General features: G+C 37.9%; 16 protein-coding genes and 2 pseudogenes. 12 read left to right on the top strand and 6 right to left on the bottom strand.

Translation table 11 applies throughout. The features are described from left to right. Positions 1-53: 53 nt before the first annotated feature. The 3 genes from FB379_RS06630 to FB379_RS06620 all read right to left on the bottom strand — a co-directional run bounded on the left by FB379_RS06630 (position 54) and on the right by FB379_RS06620 (position 2,073). Positions 54-248, bottom strand: a complete 195-nt coding sequence (locus FB379_RS06630; protein ID WP_242009304.1) for an uS14 family ribosomal protein — start codon at positions 246-248, stop codon at positions 54-56. A 62-nt stretch (positions 249-310) separates the two neighbouring features. Further along, positions 311-853 (bottom strand): dCTP deaminase, encoded by a 543-nt coding sequence (dcd, locus tag FB379_RS06625; RefSeq protein WP_094245416.1) that lies wholly within the window; start codon positions 851-853, stop codon positions 311-313. 20 nt (positions 854-873) lie between these two features. Next, positions 874-2,073, bottom strand: coding sequence for a GTP-binding protein (locus tag FB379_RS06620; RefSeq protein ID WP_144597544.1), 1,200 nt, complete (start codon positions 2,071-2,073; stop codon positions 874-876). 402 nt (positions 2,074-2,475) lie between these two features. Between FB379_RS06620 and FB379_RS06615 the strand changes: the two are divergent. From FB379_RS06615 to FB379_RS06600, 4 genes and pseudogenes are all read left to right on the top strand, one after another. Next, positions 2,476-2,682, top strand: a pseudogene (locus tag FB379_RS06615) (NAD(P)-binding domain-containing protein); the annotation flags it as partial. A gap of 236 nt (positions 2,683-2,918) precedes the next feature. Further along, positions 2,919-3,941 carry an amidohydrolase family protein gene (locus tag FB379_RS06610; protein ID WP_144597542.1) on the top strand — a complete coding sequence of 341 codons (1,023 nt, stop codon included), beginning with the start codon at positions 2,919-2,921 and terminating at the stop codon, positions 3,939-3,941. Between the two features lie 52 nt (positions 3,942-3,993). Beyond that, positions 3,994-4,704, top strand: coding sequence for an iron-sulfur cluster assembly protein (locus tag FB379_RS06605; protein WP_117017476.1), 711 nt, complete (start codon positions 3,994-3,996; stop codon positions 4,702-4,704). Between the two features lie 56 nt (positions 4,705-4,760). Then, positions 4,761-5,333: a DJ-1/PfpI family protein gene (locus tag FB379_RS06600; protein ID WP_063386439.1), complete on the top strand. Its 573-nt coding sequence runs from the start codon at positions 4,761-4,763 to the stop codon at positions 5,331-5,333. A gap of 396 nt (positions 5,334-5,729) precedes the next feature. Here the strand turns inward: FB379_RS06600 and FB379_RS06595 are convergent, their stop codons facing one another. Continuing rightward, on the bottom strand, positions 5,730-6,860 hold the full coding sequence (locus tag FB379_RS06595) for a CdaR family transcriptional regulator (protein ID WP_130157612.1): 1,131 nt from the start codon (positions 6,858-6,860) through the stop codon (positions 5,730-5,732). Positions 6,861-6,993: 133 nt separating this feature from the next. Here FB379_RS06595 and glcD point away from each other — a divergent pair, with 133 nt between their 5' ends. Together glcD and FB379_RS06585 are read left to right on the top strand one after the other, a co-directional pair. Then, a complete protein-coding gene (gene glcD, locus FB379_RS06590; RefSeq protein ID WP_063386437.1) occupies positions 6,994-8,406 on the top strand; it encodes a glycolate oxidase subunit GlcD in 1,413 nt (470 codons plus the stop codon). Next, positions 8,406-9,722 carry a (Fe-S)-binding protein gene (locus tag FB379_RS06585; protein WP_144597569.1) on the top strand — a complete coding sequence of 439 codons (1,317 nt, stop codon included), beginning with the start codon at positions 8,406-8,408 and terminating at the stop codon, positions 9,720-9,722. The genes glcD and FB379_RS06585 overlap by 1 nt, the downstream gene beginning before the upstream one ends. Positions 9,723-10,350: 628 nt before the next feature. On the opposite strand, the gene FB379_RS06580 is transcribed toward FB379_RS06585, so the two are convergent. Together FB379_RS06580 and FB379_RS06570 are read right to left on the bottom strand one after the other, a co-directional pair. Next, positions 10,351-10,689, bottom strand: a complete 339-nt coding sequence (locus FB379_RS06580; protein WP_144597540.1) for a thioredoxin family protein — start codon at positions 10,687-10,689, stop codon at positions 10,351-10,353. Positions 10,690-11,561: 872 nt separating this feature from the next. After that, positions 11,562-11,951 (bottom strand): type II toxin-antitoxin system PemK/MazF family toxin, encoded by a 390-nt coding sequence (locus FB379_RS06570; RefSeq protein ID WP_242009303.1) that lies wholly within the window; start codon positions 11,949-11,951, stop codon positions 11,562-11,564. A gap of 541 nt (positions 11,952-12,492) precedes the next feature. On the opposite strand from FB379_RS06570, the gene FB379_RS18970 reads away from it, so the two are divergent. From FB379_RS18970 to FB379_RS06545, 6 genes and pseudogenes are all read left to right on the top strand, one after another. Continuing rightward, positions 12,493-12,615, top strand: a complete 123-nt coding sequence (locus FB379_RS18970) for a hypothetical protein (protein ID WP_261308773.1) — start codon at positions 12,493-12,495, stop codon at positions 12,613-12,615. 579 nt (positions 12,616-13,194) lie between these two features. After that, positions 13,195-13,312: pseudogene (locus FB379_RS19205) on the top strand (UPF0236 family transposase-like protein); the annotation flags it as partial. Next, on the top strand, positions 13,260-13,523 hold the full coding sequence (locus FB379_RS19200) for a hypothetical protein (RefSeq protein ID WP_063386432.1): 264 nt from the start codon (positions 13,260-13,262) through the stop codon (positions 13,521-13,523). The pseudogene FB379_RS19205 and the gene FB379_RS19200, both read left to right, overlap by 53 nt. 18 nt (positions 13,524-13,541) lie before the next feature. Beyond that, positions 13,542-15,038: a TIGR02677 family protein gene (locus FB379_RS06555; RefSeq protein ID WP_063386431.1), complete on the top strand. Its 1,497-nt coding sequence runs from the start codon at positions 13,542-13,544 to the stop codon at positions 15,036-15,038. Positions 15,039-15,085: 47 nt separating this feature from the next. Further along, complete coding sequence (locus tag FB379_RS06550; protein ID WP_066249980.1) at positions 15,086-16,216, top strand: TIGR02678 family protein; 1,131 nt, start codon at positions 15,086-15,088, stop codon at positions 16,214-16,216. Continuing rightward, positions 16,206-20,357 carry a TIGR02680 family protein gene (locus tag FB379_RS06545; RefSeq protein ID WP_144597538.1) on the top strand — a complete coding sequence of 1,384 codons (4,152 nt, stop codon included), beginning with the start codon at positions 16,206-16,208 and terminating at the stop codon, positions 20,355-20,357. Before FB379_RS06550 ends, FB379_RS06545 begins: the two co-directional genes overlap by 11 nt. Positions 20,358-20,362 lie beyond the last annotated feature (5 nt).

The following is a 20,362-nucleotide window of genomic DNA, read 5'->3' as shown; positions in this document are numbered from 1 at the left end:
ATATTAAAAAGGAAGGAGGTTAATGAAGGGAACTTTTCCAGCCATAACAGCAATCATCGAAAGACCGATTTTGTCATTGAAGCATTTTTACGGAGATAACCTCTTGGCCTTCCGGTAATTTCACAACGATTTTTTAGACGGATAGGGGGGAGCTTTTGAAGAGCTTCATAGTCCCCTTTCTCCTTTAGCTCTCGTCTTAGCTCAGCATATTTAACAACGAATTCTTGTCTTTTTCTTTCTTTCGCTATTTTTGATTTTTAAGCCAATGTTCGTCCTTCCTGTCATATCATTTATTATTGAAAATTCCTCATTATTGCGTGACATCATCGTCTTGAAAAATTCGGCTTTCTGTCGCTCCTTTTTGAAATAGATATTTTCCGCTGTATGGTTTTGCTTCTTGATCAACTTTAGAAATGATAATCTGACAAATTCTTCTTCCTATCGTTAATTCGATCGGTAGGCGATTCGCGTTAAACAGTTCCAACGTGATTTGTCCTTTAAATCCCGGGTCAACCCAACCGGCATTTTGAATAAATAGCCCTAAGCGGCCGATCGAGCTTCTTCCTTCTACGAAAGCAGTAAGATTTTCCGGCAGCTCGATGGTTTCTATAGTAGTAGCAAGCAAGAAAGAGAAGGGGGGAATGACAATTTTCTCGTTTTCAGCCACTACTTCTTTATATTTCGCTTTCGCCTCTAATGATAGATGAGCATTGGCGTGCTCATCCATCACAAGAAAATGATTTCCAAGGCGCAAATCTACTGAAGCAGGTTGAATTTGCTCTTTTGTTAAGGGATCAATGACTAATTCTTTATGTTGTATTTTCTCAAGAATAGTTTTTCCAGATAAAATCATTCCTTCTTTCCTTCCTCCAGTTACACTTTTTGTAAATTCCAAGGGAATGGATCTGGAAGAGTAGACCAGTCTTGATCAAACTCAGAGTCGGTTAGTAAACATTTATCCAATTCCTTTATGATTTCTTCAGGGCGTAAATCCATTCCAATAAATACTAATTCTGTTTGCCGATCTCCGAACTGATCATCCCACTCGTCCAGCAAATGAGGGTTTTCCTTTAAAATTTGCTGCTGCTCTTCTTTCGGTAAAGAAGCGACCCAATAAGAGATCGGTTCAATACTAACAGAAGGTCCTGCCTGAGACATCAAAAGGGCAAGGTTATTCCTAGTTGCGCACCATGCAATTCCCTTTGCCCTTACAATATTTTCGGGCATGGAGTGAAGCCAATTGTAAAAGCGCTCGGAATGGAAAGGCAAACGTCTTGAATAAACAAAGGAAGAAATTCCATATTCTTCATTTTCCGGTGTATGCTGATCATGCCCTTGCTCTAACTCCTTGATCCATCCTGCTGAAGAGCTTGCTTCCTCAAAATTGAATAGTCCAGTGTTTAAAATCTCTCGAGGATCAATCTCACCTTTGACAGTACGAATAAATTTCGCTTTTGGCTGCAATGTTTTTAATACCTTTTCCAGCTTTGCCAATTCTTCTTCAGACACCAAGTCACACTTATTCAAGATGAGCACATCGCAAAATTCAATTTGGTCAATAAGAAGGTCTGCGATTTCACGAGTATCGTCTTCACTTAACGCTTGCTTTCTATCTAATAGCCGATCACCTGACTGGTAATCCTTCCAGAATCGATTGGCATCTACAACCGTCACCATCGTATCCAATCGACAAAAGCGCGTCAGATCGATTCCTAGTTCTTCATCAATATATGAAAAAGTCTGAGCAACTGGGATTGGCTCACTAATTCCAGTCGATTCAATAATGATATAATCGATATTTCCTTGTTTAGCGAGCCTTTCTACTTCGATTAATAGATCTTCCCTTAATGTACAGCAAATACATCCGTTTGACATTTCGACTAGCTTCTCCTCAGTTCTTGAAAGCTCTCCGCCTTGTTTGACTAATTCAGCATCAATATTGACCTCGCTCATATCGTTCACAATAACGGCTACCTTGAGCCCTTGGCGATTTTGTAAAATATGATTCAGAATGGTAGTTTTCCCTGCTCCTAAGTAGCCGCTTAAAACGGTCACAGGTATTTTTTTATCCATTGTCATCTTCCTTTCAACAATTAAAGTTTTTCTTTGACCTCAGATTGGTTCGAGAAAATTGAAAACCAATTTATATAAATCGTAATCATTACGATTTATATAATATTTAAACATATTTTTTTCGTAAATGCAAAATAAACTGTGGGAGTATTGATTTAGAATGACGCAAGCCGAATATTAAACGATATACACAAAAGCAGAACGGTTGGTGCAATCCATCCATAGCTGCCAAAAAATACTTCAGAGAAAGGTCTTCTACAAAACAATCGTACAATACACATCATGAACAATTTCTGGAAGCTTGAAATCGATGTGCACAATGCTTTTATAAATGGAAAAAAGATTATCCATTCACAAATTCCGTTTTAGATGGTATAGTTTTTACTATTTTCAAGGAGTGAGATGAACCCTTTTATTCTAATCGTAGGAGCGGGTCCTGCCGGGATTGGAATGGGGATATTATTAAAACAATTAGGAATTAAAAATTTCGGAATTTTAGAGCGTGACCGTATTGGGTCATCGTTTATGCAATGGCCGAAGGAGATGAGATTTATTACGCCATCGTTCACAGGACAAGGATTTGGTGCATTAGATTTAAACGCCGTTTCGCTGTCTGTTTTTGATTATAAAAAATTTGTTTAATCACCCAAAAAATTGCTGGAGAAATGGTTATTTTTTTGTTTAAGTGTATATATCAAATTGAGGATGAACCAAGTATAATTTGATTAAAATTTTCTGAATAAAAAGAAAATAAAGTATTATTACCTGACAAACATCAATGAATATTCGTAAAAAATGATAGCGATTTCAATTATTTAATTAATCTCATGTGAGGGGGAATGAAATTGTTTAAAGCATCTAATGGTGAAGAAATTTTTATTATTGATGCACACATTGCCTTATGGGATGGAAGCAAGGAGAATCAATTGAATATCCACGGAGAACAATTTATTAGTTGTTTTTATGATTATCACAAAAATCTAAGTCCGAAAGAATATTGGTGGCCGAAAGATGAGTTTGTAAAGTATTCTCCAGAAAAACTTGTGAATGACGTGTTTATGGAAGGATATGTGGATATGGCGATTTTTCAGCCAGTTTTTCTAAAAGAGTTTTATAAAAATGGCTTTGGTAATTTTGATGCAAATGAGGAGCTTTCAAAAAAGTACCCTAATCGTTTTATTTGCAATGGAACATTCGATCCTCGGCATGGCGAACGAGGCTTAGAAAAATTAGAAGAAAACAAAGAAAAATACAACTGGCAAGGGGTCAAGTTATATACAGCTGATTGGTATGGTAATTCAAAGGGCTATAAACTATCTGATGATTGGTCAAAAAGATATCTTGAAAAATGTCAAGAACTGGGGATAAGAAACATACACATTCATAAGGGGCCGACGATCACTCCTTTAAATCGGGATGCATTTGACGTAGCAGATGTTGATGATGCAGCAAGCTGTTTCCCTGAACTGAACTTTATTGTCGAACATGTAGGGCTTCCAAGATTAGAAGATTTTTGCTGGATTGCTACACAAGAGAAAAATGTCTATGCAGGTTTGGCAGTTGCCATTGCTTTAATCCATGATCGACCTCGTTATTTTGCTCACATTATAAGTGAATTGTTGTATTGGCTTGATGAAGACCGAATCATTTTTGGAAGTGACTATGCTATATGGGAACCGAAATGGATCATTGAAAAGTTTCTTGAATTTGAGCTTCCAGAGGATATACAAGAAGAGACTGGAGTTACATTTGATTTGGAAGTGAAGAAAAAGATTTTAGCAGGAAATGCAGCGAGATTATATAACATTGATATCGAAAAACAAAAAGAAAAATTAAAAAATTGTCAATTATCCAAATGGATAGCGTGACGAATAGAGAATAGTTGATGAAAAGACTTAAAAGGGAGGTGAAAGCGAGGTAATGGATAAAGAAAAGCAAGTGTATAGCATGCTTGAAAAAGTGTATGATCCTGAACTGGATCAGCCGTTAACAGAGTTGGGATTTATCGATCAAGTCCTAGTGAAGGATAATCATGTTAAAGTAGTCTTTCGCCTTCCAACTTATTGGTGCTCTCCTAACTTTGCCTACATCATGGCTGAAGATATAAGGAAATATGTATCTGAGATTGAATGGGTAAAAACGGTTCAAGTTCATTTACTCGATCATTGTGCATCCGATGAAATTAATCACGGAGCATCAGCAGGAAAATCATTTCGCGAAGTCTTCCATAATGTATCTGACGGAGATCTTGAAGAATTGCGCAAAACTTTTGATATAAAAGCCTACTATGCTAGGCAAGAGAAACTGATGAAATATTTACTAAAAATAGGAATGTCAAAGGAAGAAATTACGTCTTTATCTCTGCAAGAACTGAATGAACTGTCCCTGCCTGAAGAAGGGAGGCTGTTAAGAGAAAAATATTTGGAGAAGAAAAAAGTATTCCATCACTCAAGTACATTTGCCATAACAACTCCAGAAGGGAAGCCATTGACTGAAGAAGAGTTTTCAGATTACTTGAAAGGCGCCAAGCTGACAAGGTTGAGCATGGAGTTTAATGCGCATTATTGCCGGGGATTGTTGGAGGCACGATATAATTTGTCTGCTGCTTATGAAGGCAGTTTGGCAAAATGATTCATAATTTTTACAGCGTACAAATAATTTCATAATAAAAGGAAAGGTGATGTAAGATGAGTAAAAATGTTCTTATTATTACTGGCGATGCTGCTGAAGCATTAGAAGTGTTTTATCCTTATTATCGCTGTATTGAAGAAAATATTAATTGTACAATTGCCTCACCTGTTAAAAAGAAGCTCCAGACGGTTGTCCATGATTTCCTTCCTGAAATGGAGACTTTTACAGAAAAATGGGCATATAAAATCGAATCTCATGCATCAGTAGATGAGATTAATCCTGCCGACTATGATGGATTAATTATCCCAGGAGGGCGTGCGCCTGAATATATTCGTATGAATCCAAAGGTTCAGGAAATTGCTGCTCACTTTTTAAAAGAAAATAAACCTCTTGGGGTGATCTGTCATGGACAATTAGTCTTAACAACTGTAAGAGAATATATCAAAGGAAGAGAGATGACAGCTTACACTGCTTGTAGACCAGAAGTGGAAGCAGCAGGAGCTACTTATGTGGAAAAAATGCTTCATGTGGATGGGAACATTGTATCGGGCCACGCTTGGCCGGATTTACCGGGGTTCATGAGAGAATTCTTTAAATTGTTGAATGTAAGAGAAAAGTCTGCTGTTTAAAACATAAAAGGGCTGATGTATTTGAAAATGCCCCCCGAATATCGGATACTTGAAAAAAGTTCGATATTCGGGATTTTTTGTTTCATCAGGAAAAATACGTTTATCATCGAATCCAAGATGTAAGCGGAGAAAATCCAATGAGGATGATTTTGAGTGACGTTCAAATGAGACAGTTAGAGAAAATCATTGGAATGTCAAACATGTGTCGAGACGTTCTCCACATTTAGAGCAGTTCCTAATTACTTGTCTAAAAGGAAATTGCCCATTGAAAGACACTATGGACTTAATACTTGGCGTATAGCAGCAATCCCAAGTTTTCCTGCCGGTCGTCTCCCCGAACAACATTTGCCGATTGTCTTTTTTCATTCACTCCCGTTTCGATCAAATTATCCGGACTTAACGGTTTAAAGAATTTAATAACAGTAACGATATATAAAATATGACAATTCCTTCTGTTGTTTTAGGGTTAATTCCTGTCAGCTCTTCGATTTTATTTAAACGGTAGTGCAGTGTATTAATATGGATATTCATTTCCTCTGCTGTTTTTTTGATCGATTGATTATTGTTCATATAGTGTTGTAACGTTTCGATTAGAATTTGATCTTTTTCCATCATATGAATGGTTTGCTTCAAAAAATCTTTTTGCATCTCTGATGGGATATCTTCCAAGATGATTTCTAATATAAGATCCTCATAAAATACAATGCCTTTATTTTTTCGCGCTACCTTTAATGCTTTTTGTGCTTCTTTAAAAGATTTATTGATCATGTGTTTGCAAGCTGTTTTTCCTATGCCAATAGCTAAAGTGCTTTTGTATCTGTTTTCGAATCTTTTTTTTAAATCGTTTAACTGACTGTAAAAATAATTTTGTTTATAAGAAGCATCCATCTTTTTTAATACTAAAAAGCGCTCTTGCCCCCATCGAACAATAAAATGTTTTTCTTTCCCGAAGATAGAATAAAACAATTCTATGATTTCTTTTTGAATTCGATGAATATCGTAATTATTTAATGTGTGTATCTCCAATTCCATGAGTGTGCAAACATGAGTGTCATACACAGGAATGCCTAACATAAACCCGCGCTCTAAAAAATCTTTATCCACAGATGAAGCATTGATCCATTCATAAAGATACGATTCTATTCCTCTTATTTCCCATTCGTTTCTTTCAGTATAATATGCTTCTTGTATAATGAGCTCTGTCATTCTTCTAATTAAGTCCGCATAAGGCTCCACTTGTTTCGGTTCGCCAGTTATTCCGATCACTCCAATTACCTTCTTATGAAACATAATGGGCATATTGATTCCTGCTTTGACTCCTTTCAGCACTTGCGCTTTGATTTGATCAATGTAAAGCTTTTGTTTGGACTTAATAACAATCGTAGCTCCTTCATGAAAAGAGCCGATCCGACTCTCATCAGTGGAGGATATGATGATCCCATTAATATCAACTAATATGATATCCTCTTTGACTACGTCCTGAACCTCTGAAATAATTTTAGCAGCCAGCTTTGGGGATAATTGCAACTCGTACACCACCCTTTTGGTTAAAAAGACAATAAAAAAGGCATTTTTGGTATGTTAATTATATCATCATACATAGATAATGTGACTCTCATTCTTTATAATAAAACGAAAAGAATAAAAGTGAGGGGTTTGAATGATTGCTCCTGATATAAAGAGGGAATTCATAAATATTGTAGGAGAAGAAAATTTTGAAGATTCGGAAGTTGAAAGGTTAGTATATTCGTATGATGCGACTCCAAATTTTCAATCGATTCCGGATGCGGTCGTTTCGCCTAGAAATACAGAGGAAGTATCTAAAATATTGCAATTATGTAATGAAAATAAAATACCGATTGTTCCGCGGGGCTCTGGTACGAACTTATGCGCCGGCACTTGTCCTGTTGAAGGAGGAATCGTTCTTCTATTTAAACATATGAACAAAATTTTAGAGATCGATGAGGAAAACTTAACCGTCACATGTCAACCGGGAGTTATCACACTTGATTTAATCCATGCGGTGGAACAAAAAGGTTTGTTTTATCCACCAGACCCAAGCTCAATGAAAATATCTACAATTGGGGGAAATATTAACGAAAATTCTGGAGGATTAAGAGGACTGAAATATGGAGTAACTCGTGATTATGTGCTAGGGCTAGAGGCGGTTCTTCCTAATGGGGAAATTGTTCGAACAGGAGGAAAGCTAGCGAAAGATGTGGCAGGGTATGATTTAACGCGCTTATTTATAGGTTCTGAAGGAACGTTAGGAGTGATTACAGAAGCGACATTAAAGCTGATCCCACTGCCTGAATCAAAAAAGACAATGCTTGCTTTATTTCAAGATTTAGAAGCTGCTGCGCGTTCCGTATCGAAAATTATTGCCAATAAAGTAATTCCGGCAACTTTAGAGTTTTTAGATCAGCCGACGCTAAAAGTAGTGGAGGACTATTCACAAATCGGACTGCCAACAGACGTTCAAGCCGTATTACTGATTGAACAAGATGGAACGCCTGAAAATGTGAGTAAAGATATGAAGGTCATGGAAGAAATATGCAGGAGTGAAAACGCCGTATCTGTACAAATTGCCCAGTCAGAAGAAGAAGCTGAAGCTTTACGAACAGCGAGACGCACCGCTTTGTCCGCCTTAGCCAGACTAGCACCAACTACTATTTTAGAAGATGCGACTGTTCCAAGATCAGAAATTGCCAAAATGGTCAAAGCCATTAATGAAATAGCCGCAAAACATAACGTAAAAATATGCACGTTTGGTCATGCGGGAGACGGAAACCTTCATCCTACCTGCACGACAGATATTCGGAAGAAAGATGAGATGGAACGGGTGGAAAAAGCTTTTGCTGAAATATTTGCAAAGGCCATTGAACTGGGAGGAACAATTACTGGAGAACATGGAGTAGGAGCCATGAAAGCGCCTTATTTAGAATGGAAGCTAGGGAAATCTGGCATCGATGTGATGAAGTCGATCAAAGCTGCATTGGATCCAAACAATATTATGAATCCTGGGAAATTATTTGCAAAGGATACACGAAAACGAGTGGTGATCTCAAAATGATGACAGAATCAGAAAAGCAAAATATCCAAAGAGATTTCAAGGAACGCATGGACGAAGATGAGCTGTTAAATTGTATGAGATGCGGTTTTTGTTTGCCATCTTGCCCAACTTACATTGTGTCTGGATATAAAGAAAGCCAATCACCAAGAGGAAGAATTGCCTTAATGAAGGCAGTTTATGATGGGGTCCTTCAACCGGATGATGAATTTGAAAAGTCTTTAAACTTATGTTTAGGATGTCGTGCGTGTGAGCCGGTTTGTCCATCGGGTGTGAATTATGGACATTTATTAGAAGAAGCAAGAGACATAATTAACCAAAATAAAAAGCATTCTTTACCTGTGCGGGCAGTTCGAAATGTGGTTTTTAAACAACTATTTCCTAAGAAAAATAATTTAATCAACATAACTAGCTTAGTTGGATTTTATCAAAAATCTGGACTTCAAAAAGCGGCACGTAAAATAGGATTTATGAAACTGTTTCCAGATCATCTCCGCGAAATGGAAAAAATATTGCCTGATGTTCTTGAGAGAAAGACACTGAAACAGCGATCTGAATATTTCCCGCCAAAAGGAGAGAAAAAAGCAACTGTTGCTTTCTTTTCCGGATGTTTAATGGACACGTTGTTTCTCGAAACAAATCATGCAACCATTCAATTATTGCAAAAAGCCGGGTGTGAAATTGTTATTCCTAAAACACAAGCATGCTGCGGAGCTTTGCATGGTCATAGCGGAGAAAAAGAACTAGCGAAAGAATTAGCAAAACAAAATATTGAAGCGTTTGGAAAAAACGAAGTAGATTATATTATAACAAACGCGGGTGGCTGCGGCGCTTTCTTGATTGAATATGATCACTTATTAAAAGATGATCCGCAATGGTCAGAGCGCGCTGAAAAATTTGTTGCAAAAATAAAAGACATTACGTCCATTTTATATGAGCTTGATTTTCACAAACAATTTCGCCTTTCACTTCCTGAACAAGTCGTCACATATCAAGATTCCTGTCACCTGAGAAACGTCATGAAAACGTCAAAAGCTCCTAGAGAATTGCTTCGTTCAATTAAAGGAGTAACATTCACAGAAATGGAAAATGCCGATAGCTGCTGCGGCTCTGCAGGCATTTATAACATTGTCGAACCGAAAACATCCATGGAAATTTTAGATCAGAAAATGGAAAAAATGAAAAAAACCAGTGCTACTACAATAGTAACAGCTAATCCAGGATGTTTCATGCAAATGAAGCTAGGAATTGAAAGAGAAGGATTAAAGGATGTAAAAGCTGTTCATATTGTGGATCTATTGTTAGAAGCAGCGAAATAACGAACAAGCACTATATTTGATGTAATTTTGAAACTTAATGTGAATGTTTAATTGTTAAGCTGCAGTTTTTTGTTCAGATGGTTATGGGGGAGGACTTTCTCTAAGAAACGGACTTGTTTGAAGTAGCTTCTACTCAAGTTTCTCAGACCTTCGGAAGCATCTGTGTCTGATTTTAAGTTAAATTCAACATAAAATGAAGAAAAGAAACGGAATGTACCGCGCATGCATTCCGTTATTTCAACCGCCATCAAGATAGATTTTACGGTTGGCAAAACATTTAGATTTTTCATGAAATAACTAAACGTTTCTTTTTATTCCAGACTTCATTTTTATCATTGGAGATTTTTCTTGCGGCGTTGGCAAGTTTGCTTTCGTTTGATGATCCAGTCTAACTTTAAGCAGATTCATTCCCTTTTAGAACAAGAATATTTTTTGGGCTGTCCAGAATGAAACATCATAAGCATTGATATATCAACGTTTCAAAAATATTAAAGGGGCGTCTATAAGCCGGAAAATCGACTTATTAGACAGCCCCTATGTGTAGAAGACTCCGCTCATGGAATACATTTGTTAGCATTCCGCCTCTGTGAAACATCTCAGCCAAAAGGCGCCTTCACCCGCAAACAAGTTACGATTGCTCCGCTAAAAAATAAATTTTCTTCACTTTCTCCTTAAACTGCTCAACATGAACAAACCGTGCTTCTCGCAAAACCTCTTTTCCATCGACATACAAAATTAAAACAGGTGCGGTAAATATGGATAAGTGACCGGCTATGCTCGGAATATCATCGACGTTGATAAAGCCCATTTGAATCTTTGGAAACTCAGCCAGCACTTTTTCCACCTTTGGCAGCAAAGCATGACAAACACTGCAATTTGTTTTGGATATATATAAAAATGCCAAATGATGACTATTAATAAATTGCTCGACATCTTCTATGGAAAATAAATCATGGTTTGTCTGCAAAATTCATTTCGTCCCCTTTCATGATCAAAAAACTTACTTCATTATACCATAGGAATGTATAAAGAAATTGAACAGATGCTTCACACGTTGAGAAGCAGGAGATTCACTTGGAGGGGCTTTAGAAGATGTGTATTGACGGCTTCTATTCTTTAATCGTTTGAATAGAAATATTTGAAAAACTGATTATGAACAAAAACTGGAAGTGATGAATCAAATTTGAGAGTAAACGTTCGATGATTTCAAATTGTGCGGATGATATCGCTTACCTTAACAGGAAAGAACACGGAAAAACGAATTGATGTTAGAAGTCTTTCTTGTATATAACAAAGAAATTTTAACTTATTGCCCTTTGTATTGTTCTTGTTCGTTGATCTGCTGGGCAAAAATACCTTTTTCTATTTATTAGGCAACTGGCAGCAAAATCAACGGATGCTCTTTTCTACCCCTTGTAAGTGAACACGTACATTAATTATGTTGAATTACACAAGTCATTCAGCCGCTTTGATGCGGAATCATTCAACATCGCAGACCTTTATGTAGATTTTCTTCGAGAGAAATCTTCTCCAATAAATACATTAAACCCCAGCACCTAAGTACTGGGGCAAAAAAACATGAATCCCCCGCTGACGGGGTGAAATGGCCTGCGACGCGGCAGGCAACTTATCATTAAGTTATGAGCTTTTTGCTGATATTATGCAAGGAGAGGAGCCATTTAGGCTCCTCTCCGTTGGAAAACACAAACGAATCCACGTTTTTTCACGTGTGAAATGGTCTGTGACGAGACAGACAACTTATTTTGTATTCTAAGTATAGAAAAAACCTTGGGAAATGTCAATACATGATCAATACACTGTCAATACGTTGTAAGTACGTTACAGATTAAATACCCATTTTACACGGTTCATAATCTTATTTAAATCATCCTTGTTTATATTGCCGATATGTTGCTTTAGCCTTACTTTGTTGACTGTCGTTAATTCTTCCACCTTTACGGCGGAAGTCTGCGTTAAAAACGGATAGACTTCCTTTTTGAGAAAATAATGTGTCGCAAGTTTTGGCGATACCTTTGTTTTTCCTTTCCGATCTGTTACAATTTTGTTTTTTAACTTTGTAGTCAGCGGAGCTATCTTAACATTACCGGATGTACGGTTAATTCTGTTATTAGAAAGGACAAGCACCGGTCGTTCTCCGTTTTGCTCTGTGCCGATATTTTCCCCGAGTTCACAAGTGAAAATGGCCCCTTGAACGATCAGTCGTTTCATTTGCATTTGCTCATTCACAATCCATTCATTAGCTAATGTGATCTTATTGGGATACATTCGTCTAGTTTAGCTTTTTTGTCAGCTTTTTTTAAACTAATCATCGCTCCTGTTTTACTGCATCTGATTCCATCTTCTTCTCCCTTTCCCTTTGTTTTATACCGTCACACTCATGATTGTATCACGTCATGATCTTAAAGTTTGTTAAAGCTTCAATATTTTTTCCGCTATACATTCCCATTATTTTGTCGTTTGCAGGGTATGCCGAAACATCAATAGAATGATTATATAACAGTGTTATAACAGAATGTATCGGTGTTTTGACTAGTGATATAGACGAAGGACTAATATTGATTGAACCGAGAGACGTGTGTACCTAGTTAAGAATGAAGGAATCTGCTTTAAGAAAGTATGCTCTCATTCTCCAAGCAAGACGCGGGTGGGAGCGAGGCTATTTAGAAAAGACATTATATTCTCTTGAAGCGTTTTATGGAGATAAAACAGAGCAGCGATATGACGCCAGAAACAAGCGGCAGAAGCAGTAATGGCATGTGTTCGACAATCAAACGTAGCAGTTTGCGAAATGAAGACAAAACGGGAATTAGATCGTTATAACGATAATATACAAACGTTAAAAGTGATGGTGCCAAACAAAACGATCTGCTAAAGTACTCATGATGAGGTTAGATCAACAACAGAAATACATAAAGGAAAGGGATGAACTTCTCACGCGGTTTCTAAAGGAATCCATGGAGACACACAAAATGATCACTGTGGCCAAAGAGGAAGAGCAAAAGAAGAAAAAGTGTTTTGGTCTCTTCATCTCTTTTGTGATTGTTCATTTCACATGCATCCTCTTTTCCCTCAAGTTCAGTATTCATGCGAGAATCAAAATTGTACATTTATTAAATTAGCATTCATATGCATCTTCGCTCTGTATGAGTAAAATGTTTGTTGGAGAAAGATAAGATCCTTCCGTTAGAAGCAGGAGTTTCTCTTAAATGGTAGGGGGAAAGGCAAAATAAATGCAAAAAGGACTCTCCTCCTGTATTGTGATAAGTGCACAAACCAAACACAAGGAGAAAAGAGAGGTGGGCAAACATTAAAAGAGATCGAAATGGAATTATTTTCGATGATTCAAGAAACCTTCGGGGAACTGCTTCAACAGGTGTTGGAGTACATCGATCATGAGTGCCCTTGGTAAACAAACGTCACTATGTGCATCAGACGAAATGAGCCGGTGTAGGAAGGGCTTGAAGGGTTTATGATGGAAGAATACAGCTATGACCCGATGATGGACTGGTTTTCTCAATGGAGATAGAACCGCGTGGATCACCGCTTGCCGGGAGTATTTCGGAAAACGGCAGGAACACCGATTTACAAGCATTAAAAGTGTTGAAAGGATTTAAAAAAACAAAAGAGGCACATACAAACAGGATGAGATGGTTGGCGAACGCTTACAAAACAGATCGTAAAAACGAAATATACCCAAAAAATCAAAACAGCAAAAAAATCCCCATCAAAATCTTGTCTCAATCTCTCTGCAAATCTATTACAATAGAAATAAAAACATAATTTATAAGGTGATGCATAATGGATTCTTCATGGCTGAAGCCGATTTCTGAGGCAAAGTATTTGGCAACGGACAATGCTTATCGCTATCGGGCGATTTTACGATATTTTTATATGCAGCATGAACGAATGCGGCAATATTTGTTTCCTGAAGAAGTATTTGCATTTTTAAAAGAACATAAGGAGTTTCAGAACTATACTGAAGACGATCTCCAGCAGGATTTAGATCAGCTTGTCAAATGGAAAAACTTAATTGCTCGGCAAGAGACGGTGAATATTCGCACAATCGAAGAATTTAAAAAGAAACGGTTTCGTTATCAATGCAGTCCTTACACGGTTGAAATTGAGAGGATGATCCGCACGTTAGAGAAGCTAGGGGATTCATTCGGAGGATCTTTAGAAAAAACGCGTTTTGACCGTTTATACTCTTCACTCGTTCGAATAGAAAATATTATACAAAACGATTTTCAAGAAAAACGAGAAGAGATTAATCAAATTTGGGAAGAAACATTCGATTATTTCAAAAAAATCATTCAAAATTCTGCGGATTACATCGCTTACCTTAACAGTGAGAACACGGAAGAACGAATGATGTCGGAAGCCTTTCTTGTATATAAAGAAAAATTTACGACATATTTACGCGATTTCATCGTTGCCTTACAGAAAACATCGTTAAAAATTGAAAAGTTGTTGGAAGATATCGCAGAAGATGATGTTCACAAACTAGTCGCAATTGTTGCTGATTATCAAATGACGATTCCTCGATTAGAAGAAATGGAAGTGACGAAAGAACAACTTGAAGAAGATTTATTCGAAAAGTGGAGAGGTCTAAAAGAATGGTTTTTAGGCAGAGAAGGACGTGAAAGTGAATTGTATTTTCTTCAGCACCAAACGAATGAAGCCATTCGCCGCATGACTCGGGTCGTGCAAAGGCTGGGGGAACGTCATCACAATTTCCGCAGCCGCAAGAAAGATTTTCTCCATTTAGCAAAGTGGTTTTCCGAGCTTCCGAGTTTAGTAGATGCCCACCGACTATCCTCTGTTGTTTTCGGCTGTTTCCATACAAAGCATCTCATAACAGAGAACGATGCAACAGAAAACTTTTATCGCGATATTTGGGAAGAAGAGCCGACAGAATGGACGGTAAAGCCTCGCGTTCGCCATTACCGTGAAAAGAAAAAGCCGGAAGCGATCGAAACACATGAAAAAGAGAAACAGGAGATGAAGGAGAAATTTTTGCTGGAGAAAAAACGTGAGAAAGAAGAGTTAGAGAACCTCATTCAAGACAATAAAATCGTATTACGAGAGTTGCCGGTGATCGAACCGCACATTCGAAAAACATTGTTAAGCTGGATAGCAAAATCAATGACAAAACAAGACGGAGTCGTAAAAACGGAAAACGGGTGGAAAGTGAAAATCTTGCAAAAGGATTCTTCCTCGATTCAATTGAAAGCCTCTGACGGTACACTTACGATGCCGAATTATGAACTTTATGTCCTCGAAAAGGGAGAGATGTAACATTGGAAAAGACGGAGCAAGGGTTTGATGAAAAAGCGAAAGAAGCCATGACAGCCCTGTTTGAAAACTTCTGGATTGTCCGGGAAGAGGAACCAGAGCTTTATCAAAAGATTAGAGAACGTGAAAAAGTATTGAAACGTTACTTGCAAGAAAAGTTTGGATATCGGCTAATCATTCACCGCTATTTTGCAAAGCTTGAGAAAATCCCGGCTGAGCCAGAATCGTGGATGGGTATTCAAGATTTTCAAGATATATTAGATTATGCCCTGTTTTGCTGCTTATTAGCATATTTAGAGAGCAAAGCCGTCGATGAGAAATTTCTTCTGTCCGATTTATGTGAAGAGATTCAAGCGATGTATCCCGGGGAACTGCCAATCGATTGGACGAATTATCAACATCGGAAGTCGCTCATTCGGGTACTGAGGACGTCGGAGCTAATTGGTATCGTAAAACGCGTCGATGGGGATCTTGAAGGGTTTGCAAATAAAGAAGACCATGAAGCACTCTATGAAGTTCCCGTTGTATCCCGCTATTTTATGAGATCATATCCGAAAGACTTGTTTCAATATGAAACGATAGAGGAGATTTTAGAAGAAGAATGGAAAGCGTCCCCGCAAGACTATCGCCGCCATCGGATATATCGGCAACTATTTTTATCGCCAGCCATTTATCGAAGACAAAAAGACGATCCTGACTTTTATTATTTAAGAAACTTTCGCCATCGCTTGCGGGAAGATATTGAAAAACATACTGATTATCACTATGAACTTTTTAAAAATGCGGCACTTTTAACTTTACCGGAACGTCAAAGCCGCTATACGCTGTTTCCAGATCAAAAAGGTACTTCGGAGATTATTCTTCATTTTTCCAAAATTATTCGCCAGCATCTTGATGTTCACATACCTGATGAATATGGACAAATCCGCTTAACACCAAATGATTTTTTAGGTCTGTTAAAAAAATGCCGTGACGAATTTTCCGAAGGATGGAGTAAAACATACCGCGACATGACAATCTCTCAGCTTTCTGATGAAGTATTGAGTGCATTAAAGGAGTGGAAAATGGCAGAACGTGAAGCGGAGACTGGGATGATTATTCTCTACCCTCTTTTAGGTCGATTAGTCGGAACATATCCTGATGATTTTCTAATGAAAGGAACGAATGAAGATGACGAGTAAATGGGAGTTATATCGAGCGGGAGTGTTAAATTTTTGGTATTATGATGAAGAATTTTTTCATTTCGCAGACGGAAAACTTCTATTGCGTGGAAGCAACGGCTCCGGCAAATCGGTGACGATGCAAAGTTTTCTTCCGGTTCTGCTTGATGGAAAAAAGAGTCCTGACCGCCTCGATCCGTTCGGTTCCCGAGCTAGAAGAATGGAAGATTACTTACTTGGGGAAAAAGAACTCGTCGACAGGGACGAACGAACAGGCTATTTATTTTTAGAATATAAGCGGAAAAACTCTGAACAATATATCACAACGGGTATCGGCTTACGGGCAAAACGGCAGAAAAATATGGATTTTTGGGGATTTGTCGTTTTTGACAATCGGCGCATCGGCAAAGACTTGCGTTTATATAAAGAAGAAAAGACAGACGGGAAGACGCAAAAAATTCCTTTAACGAAACGGGAGTTGATCACTGTTATTGGTGAAGGCGGTACGGTTGTTGATTCGCAACGTGAATATATGGAGTTAGTGAATAAACATATTTTTCGATTTGAGTCGCTTGATGCGTTCCACGAATTGATTGAATTACTCATTCAATTACGCAGTCCGAAGCTTTCAAAAGATTTTAAGCCAACTGTGATCTACGAAATATTAGAAAGCTCGCTGCCAGCACTTACAGATGAAGAGCTGCGACACTTGTCAGAAACGATAGAAAATATGGATCAAGCAAAACAACAATTAGAACAGCTTGAAAAAGACGAGAAGGCTCTAAAGCATCTTTGCCAGCATTATTCGACTTACAATGAGTATATGTTGGCTGAGAAAGCGAATGAATATTTAAAATCGGAAAAAAGCTTTAAAAAGTTAGCTGAAGAAAAGAAACAGTTTGTCGCACAACATCGTGAATATGAGGAAACACTTGCGACATTGAAAGAAGAGACTCAACAATTATCGATTGAACAAGAAGTGCTGCGTAAACGGGAACTTGATTTATCCAATCATGAAGTGTTTCAGGCAGAAGAAAAGCGTAATGAAACAGCGGAAAAACTGCAGAATGTAAACAAAGAGCTCAAAAAGAAAGAAAGATTTATAGATGAAAAACGAGAGCAAGAACGGAAAATTGAACAAAACTTAAACATGTATGAAGAACGTTTCGAACAGTTATTGAAAAAGCTAACAGAACAGTTAGAAATGATGCGGAACGATGCGTTAGAAAGCTCTTTTTCCGAGCATACAATCAACGAAGAAGATTTTCAGCGGAACCGAGAATATGAATTTGATTTTACCGTATGGAAGCGGGAAGCTAATGCACATTTTGATCGACTGGAGCAAATTAACGGACTTTGGAAAGAACATGATGAAATTCAATTACGTTATGAAGAAACGTATAAAGAGCTCGGCGAATTAAATAGGGAATTAGACCAACTAAAAAATGAAGAGAAAAAATGGTATGAACTGGTTGAAGACGAAAAATCCCGTTTGCAGGAAAGCGTGTTTGAATGGAGCAAAATGTATCCGGATATAAAGGTGGATGACGAAGCATTTCAAGTATTTTTACAAAGGTTGAATGAGCTATATGAGCGCTATCATTTCGAAGAGGTGAAACAACCGTTTACGAATCAATATTATCAATCGTTAGAATCGTGGAAAGCGGAAAAAATTAAAAAACAACATGAAATGAAATTGATAGAAAATGAAATTCGTGAAACGGAAGAAAAATTACGCTATTGGAAGGAACAAAAAGATCCTGAACCAGAACGAGACATGCAAACGGTGCAAACAAGGGTTTTGTTAAAAGAGAAAGGAATACCTTACGTTCCGTTTTATGCAGCTGTGGAATTTCAGGAGCACGTTTCTGAAGAGTTGCGGGAACGGATCGAATCTACATTAAATCATGCTGGATTGCTCGACGCTTTAATTTTGGAAGCGGATTTAGATATCCAATATGATCGAGTAATCATGCCAAACCCGGCAATGATGGCACACACGCTAGAGGATTATTTAAAACCTGATGTAGAGAATGACTCAGGTGTTTCTAAGGAACGAATCGAAGCGGTATTGCGCAGTATTATCGTATCGGACGAACCGCAAGAAAAGGATTATTTTGTCATAAACGAATCCGGACAATATTCACTAGGACTTTTAAAAGGACATGCCCCTGAAAGGGAAAAGGCAAAGTATATTGGAAGAGCCGCACGGAAACGGCTGCGTCTTGAGAAAATTCAGCAATTTGAGGAAGAATTACAGCTTTTAAACACTCAACTCAGAGAAAAACGAGAGCAGCTGGTAGCCATTGATGAACGAATCCGCCACATTACGGAAGGGTTTCAATTGTTTCCAACTGACAAAAATGTCAAATATGCCTATGACCAGTGGGAGCAAACGAAACTCCTGGCAGCAAGCAAAGAACAAGAAACAGTAAGGAAAAATGAAAAACTCGGACAAATCGCTCGAGAATGGCAGCAAGTGAAAAATACTTTGCGCAACAAGACAGAAGGACTGGACCTTAAGTTTTCAAAAAAAGGGTACGAAGATGCTTTGTCTTATATGAAATCATATTTAAAAGAGTTAAATGACGTACAAATTACTCATGGAAACATTGTGCACACCGATGAAATGATCAAAAATCTAAATGATCAGCTTGAAACATTACAAAACGAAATAGACGAAGCGAAAGGCGAAATCAATGTTCTTCTCGATCAACAACAGCGGGTATCACTTGAACTTGAGCATATCGAATCGATGTTAACGAAAATGGGAGCGGAACATATTCGCCAAGAGATTCAACAGATTCGAGAACGATTAACGTTTTTAAAAACGGAAATTCCTCAGAAAATTAAGAAGCAAGCAGACATCGGGAATCAGCTTTCAAACATGGAAAACAAATTAAGCAGTTTAGAGAGAAAACTGGAATTTGCAAAGGTTCTTGTCCAAGCATGGGAAGAGCTATTTGCCAAAGAATTGGAACGAGGGCTAGTGTTTGTTGACGAAAATGAAACAGGCTCACTTTTGGACAAAGCAATAGACATTTCCAAGAAATATGGTTCTGTATTAAAAGAGAATACACGACTTTCTGTCACCGAACGATTAAACCGAATATTTTTCCAAGAACAACCGAATTTAATCGAATATCGTCCGACACAGGAACCTGCCGATTGGAACAAACAAAATCCGTTCGTTGAGCTTTCATTAGATGAGGAATCGGAGCTAAAAGCGAACGATTGGAAGGAAAAAGCAGGACGCATCATCATTTTACTAGACTACAAAGGACAACGCGTCACACCATATTATGTATTAAAAGAGATTGAAAAAGATATATTGCTGCAAAAAGAATATATTAACGAACAGGACCGCGAATTGTATGAAGATATTATTTTGAAAACGATCGGGCGAATATTGCGAAGCCGCATACAGCGTGCCGAACGCTGGGTAAAAGATATGAACGCATTAATGGAAAAACGTGATACTTCTTCAGGTCTGACATTTTCAATTCAATGGAAGCCGAAGACCGCGGAAACCGAAGAAGAAATGGACACGAAAGATTTAGTCGAATTGTTGCGAATGAATTCGCGGCTGCTAAAGGAAGAAGATTTGCAGCGGGTTACGATGCATTTCCGCTCAAAAATCAACCGAGCGAGAGAAATGCTTGAAGAACGTGGGCAAGGCAATACGCTTCACCAAGTCATTAAAGAAGTGCTCGATTACCGAAAGTGGTTCTCGTTTACGCTTTATTACCAAAAAACAAATGAACCAAAGCGGGAATTAACAAACCAAAAGTTTTATAAATTTAGCGGCGGAGAAAAGGCGATGGCGATGTATATTCCACTTTTTGCTGCGGCATATTCACGTTATCAAGAGGCTGCAGAGGATGCTCCATATATTATTTCGTTAGATGAAGCGTTTGCCGGTGTTGATGAAAATAACATTCGTGATATGTTTGCTTTAGTCGAAGAGCTTGGTTTCAATTATATCATGAACTCTCAGGCACTTTGGGGAGACTATGATACGGTACCAGCGCTTTCTATATGTGAATTAGTTCGCCCGAAAAATGCTCCGTTCGTAACGGTTATACGTTATCATTGGGACGGAAAGGTGAAACGACTTGCGACAAATCCGGACGAAGAATTTACTTTTACATCATCCATATAGGAAGG

Origin of the sequence: Aeribacillus composti (genome assembly GCF_007827555.1) — a bacterium.
GTDB classification, from domain to species: Bacteria; Bacillota; Bacilli; order Bacillales; family Aeribacillaceae; genus Aeribacillus; species Aeribacillus composti.
This window is presented reverse-complemented; position numbering and strand designations above follow the sequence as displayed.

Coding starts and splice junctions, on each gene's coding strand:
- dcd (WP_094245416.1), bottom strand. CDS start 853: ATGATTTTATCTGGAAAAACTATTCTTGAGAAAATACAACATAAAGAA.
- FB379_RS06620 (WP_144597544.1), bottom strand. CDS start 2,073: ATGGATAAAAAAATACCTGTGACCGTTTTAAGCGGCTACTTAGGAGCA.
- FB379_RS06605 (WP_117017476.1), top strand. CDS start 3,994: ATGGATAAAGAAAAGCAAGTGTATAGCATGCTTGAAAAAGTGTATGAT.
- FB379_RS06600 (WP_063386439.1), top strand. CDS start 4,761: ATGAGTAAAAATGTTCTTATTATTACTGGCGATGCTGCTGAAGCATTA.
- glcD (WP_063386437.1), top strand. CDS start 6,994: ATGATTGCTCCTGATATAAAGAGGGAATTCATAAATATTGTAGGAGAA.
- FB379_RS06585 (WP_144597569.1), top strand. CDS start 8,406: ATGACAGAATCAGAAAAGCAAAATATCCAAAGAGATTTCAAGGAACGC.
- FB379_RS06570 (WP_242009303.1), bottom strand. CDS start 11,951: ATGAAACGACTGATCGTTCAAGGGGCCATTTTCACTTGTGAACTCGGG.
- FB379_RS18970 (WP_261308773.1), top strand. CDS start 12,493: ATGGCATGTGTTCGACAATCAAACGTAGCAGTTTGCGAAATGAAGACA.
- FB379_RS19200 (WP_063386432.1), top strand. CDS start 13,260: ATGGAGATAGAACCGCGTGGATCACCGCTTGCCGGGAGTATTTCGGAA.
- FB379_RS06555 (WP_063386431.1), top strand. CDS start 13,542: ATGGATTCTTCATGGCTGAAGCCGATTTCTGAGGCAAAGTATTTGGCA.
- FB379_RS06550 (WP_066249980.1), top strand. CDS start 15,086: ATGACAGCCCTGTTTGAAAACTTCTGGATTGTCCGGGAAGAGGAACCA.
- FB379_RS06545 (WP_144597538.1), top strand. CDS start 16,206: ATGACGAGTAAATGGGAGTTATATCGAGCGGGAGTGTTAAATTTTTGG.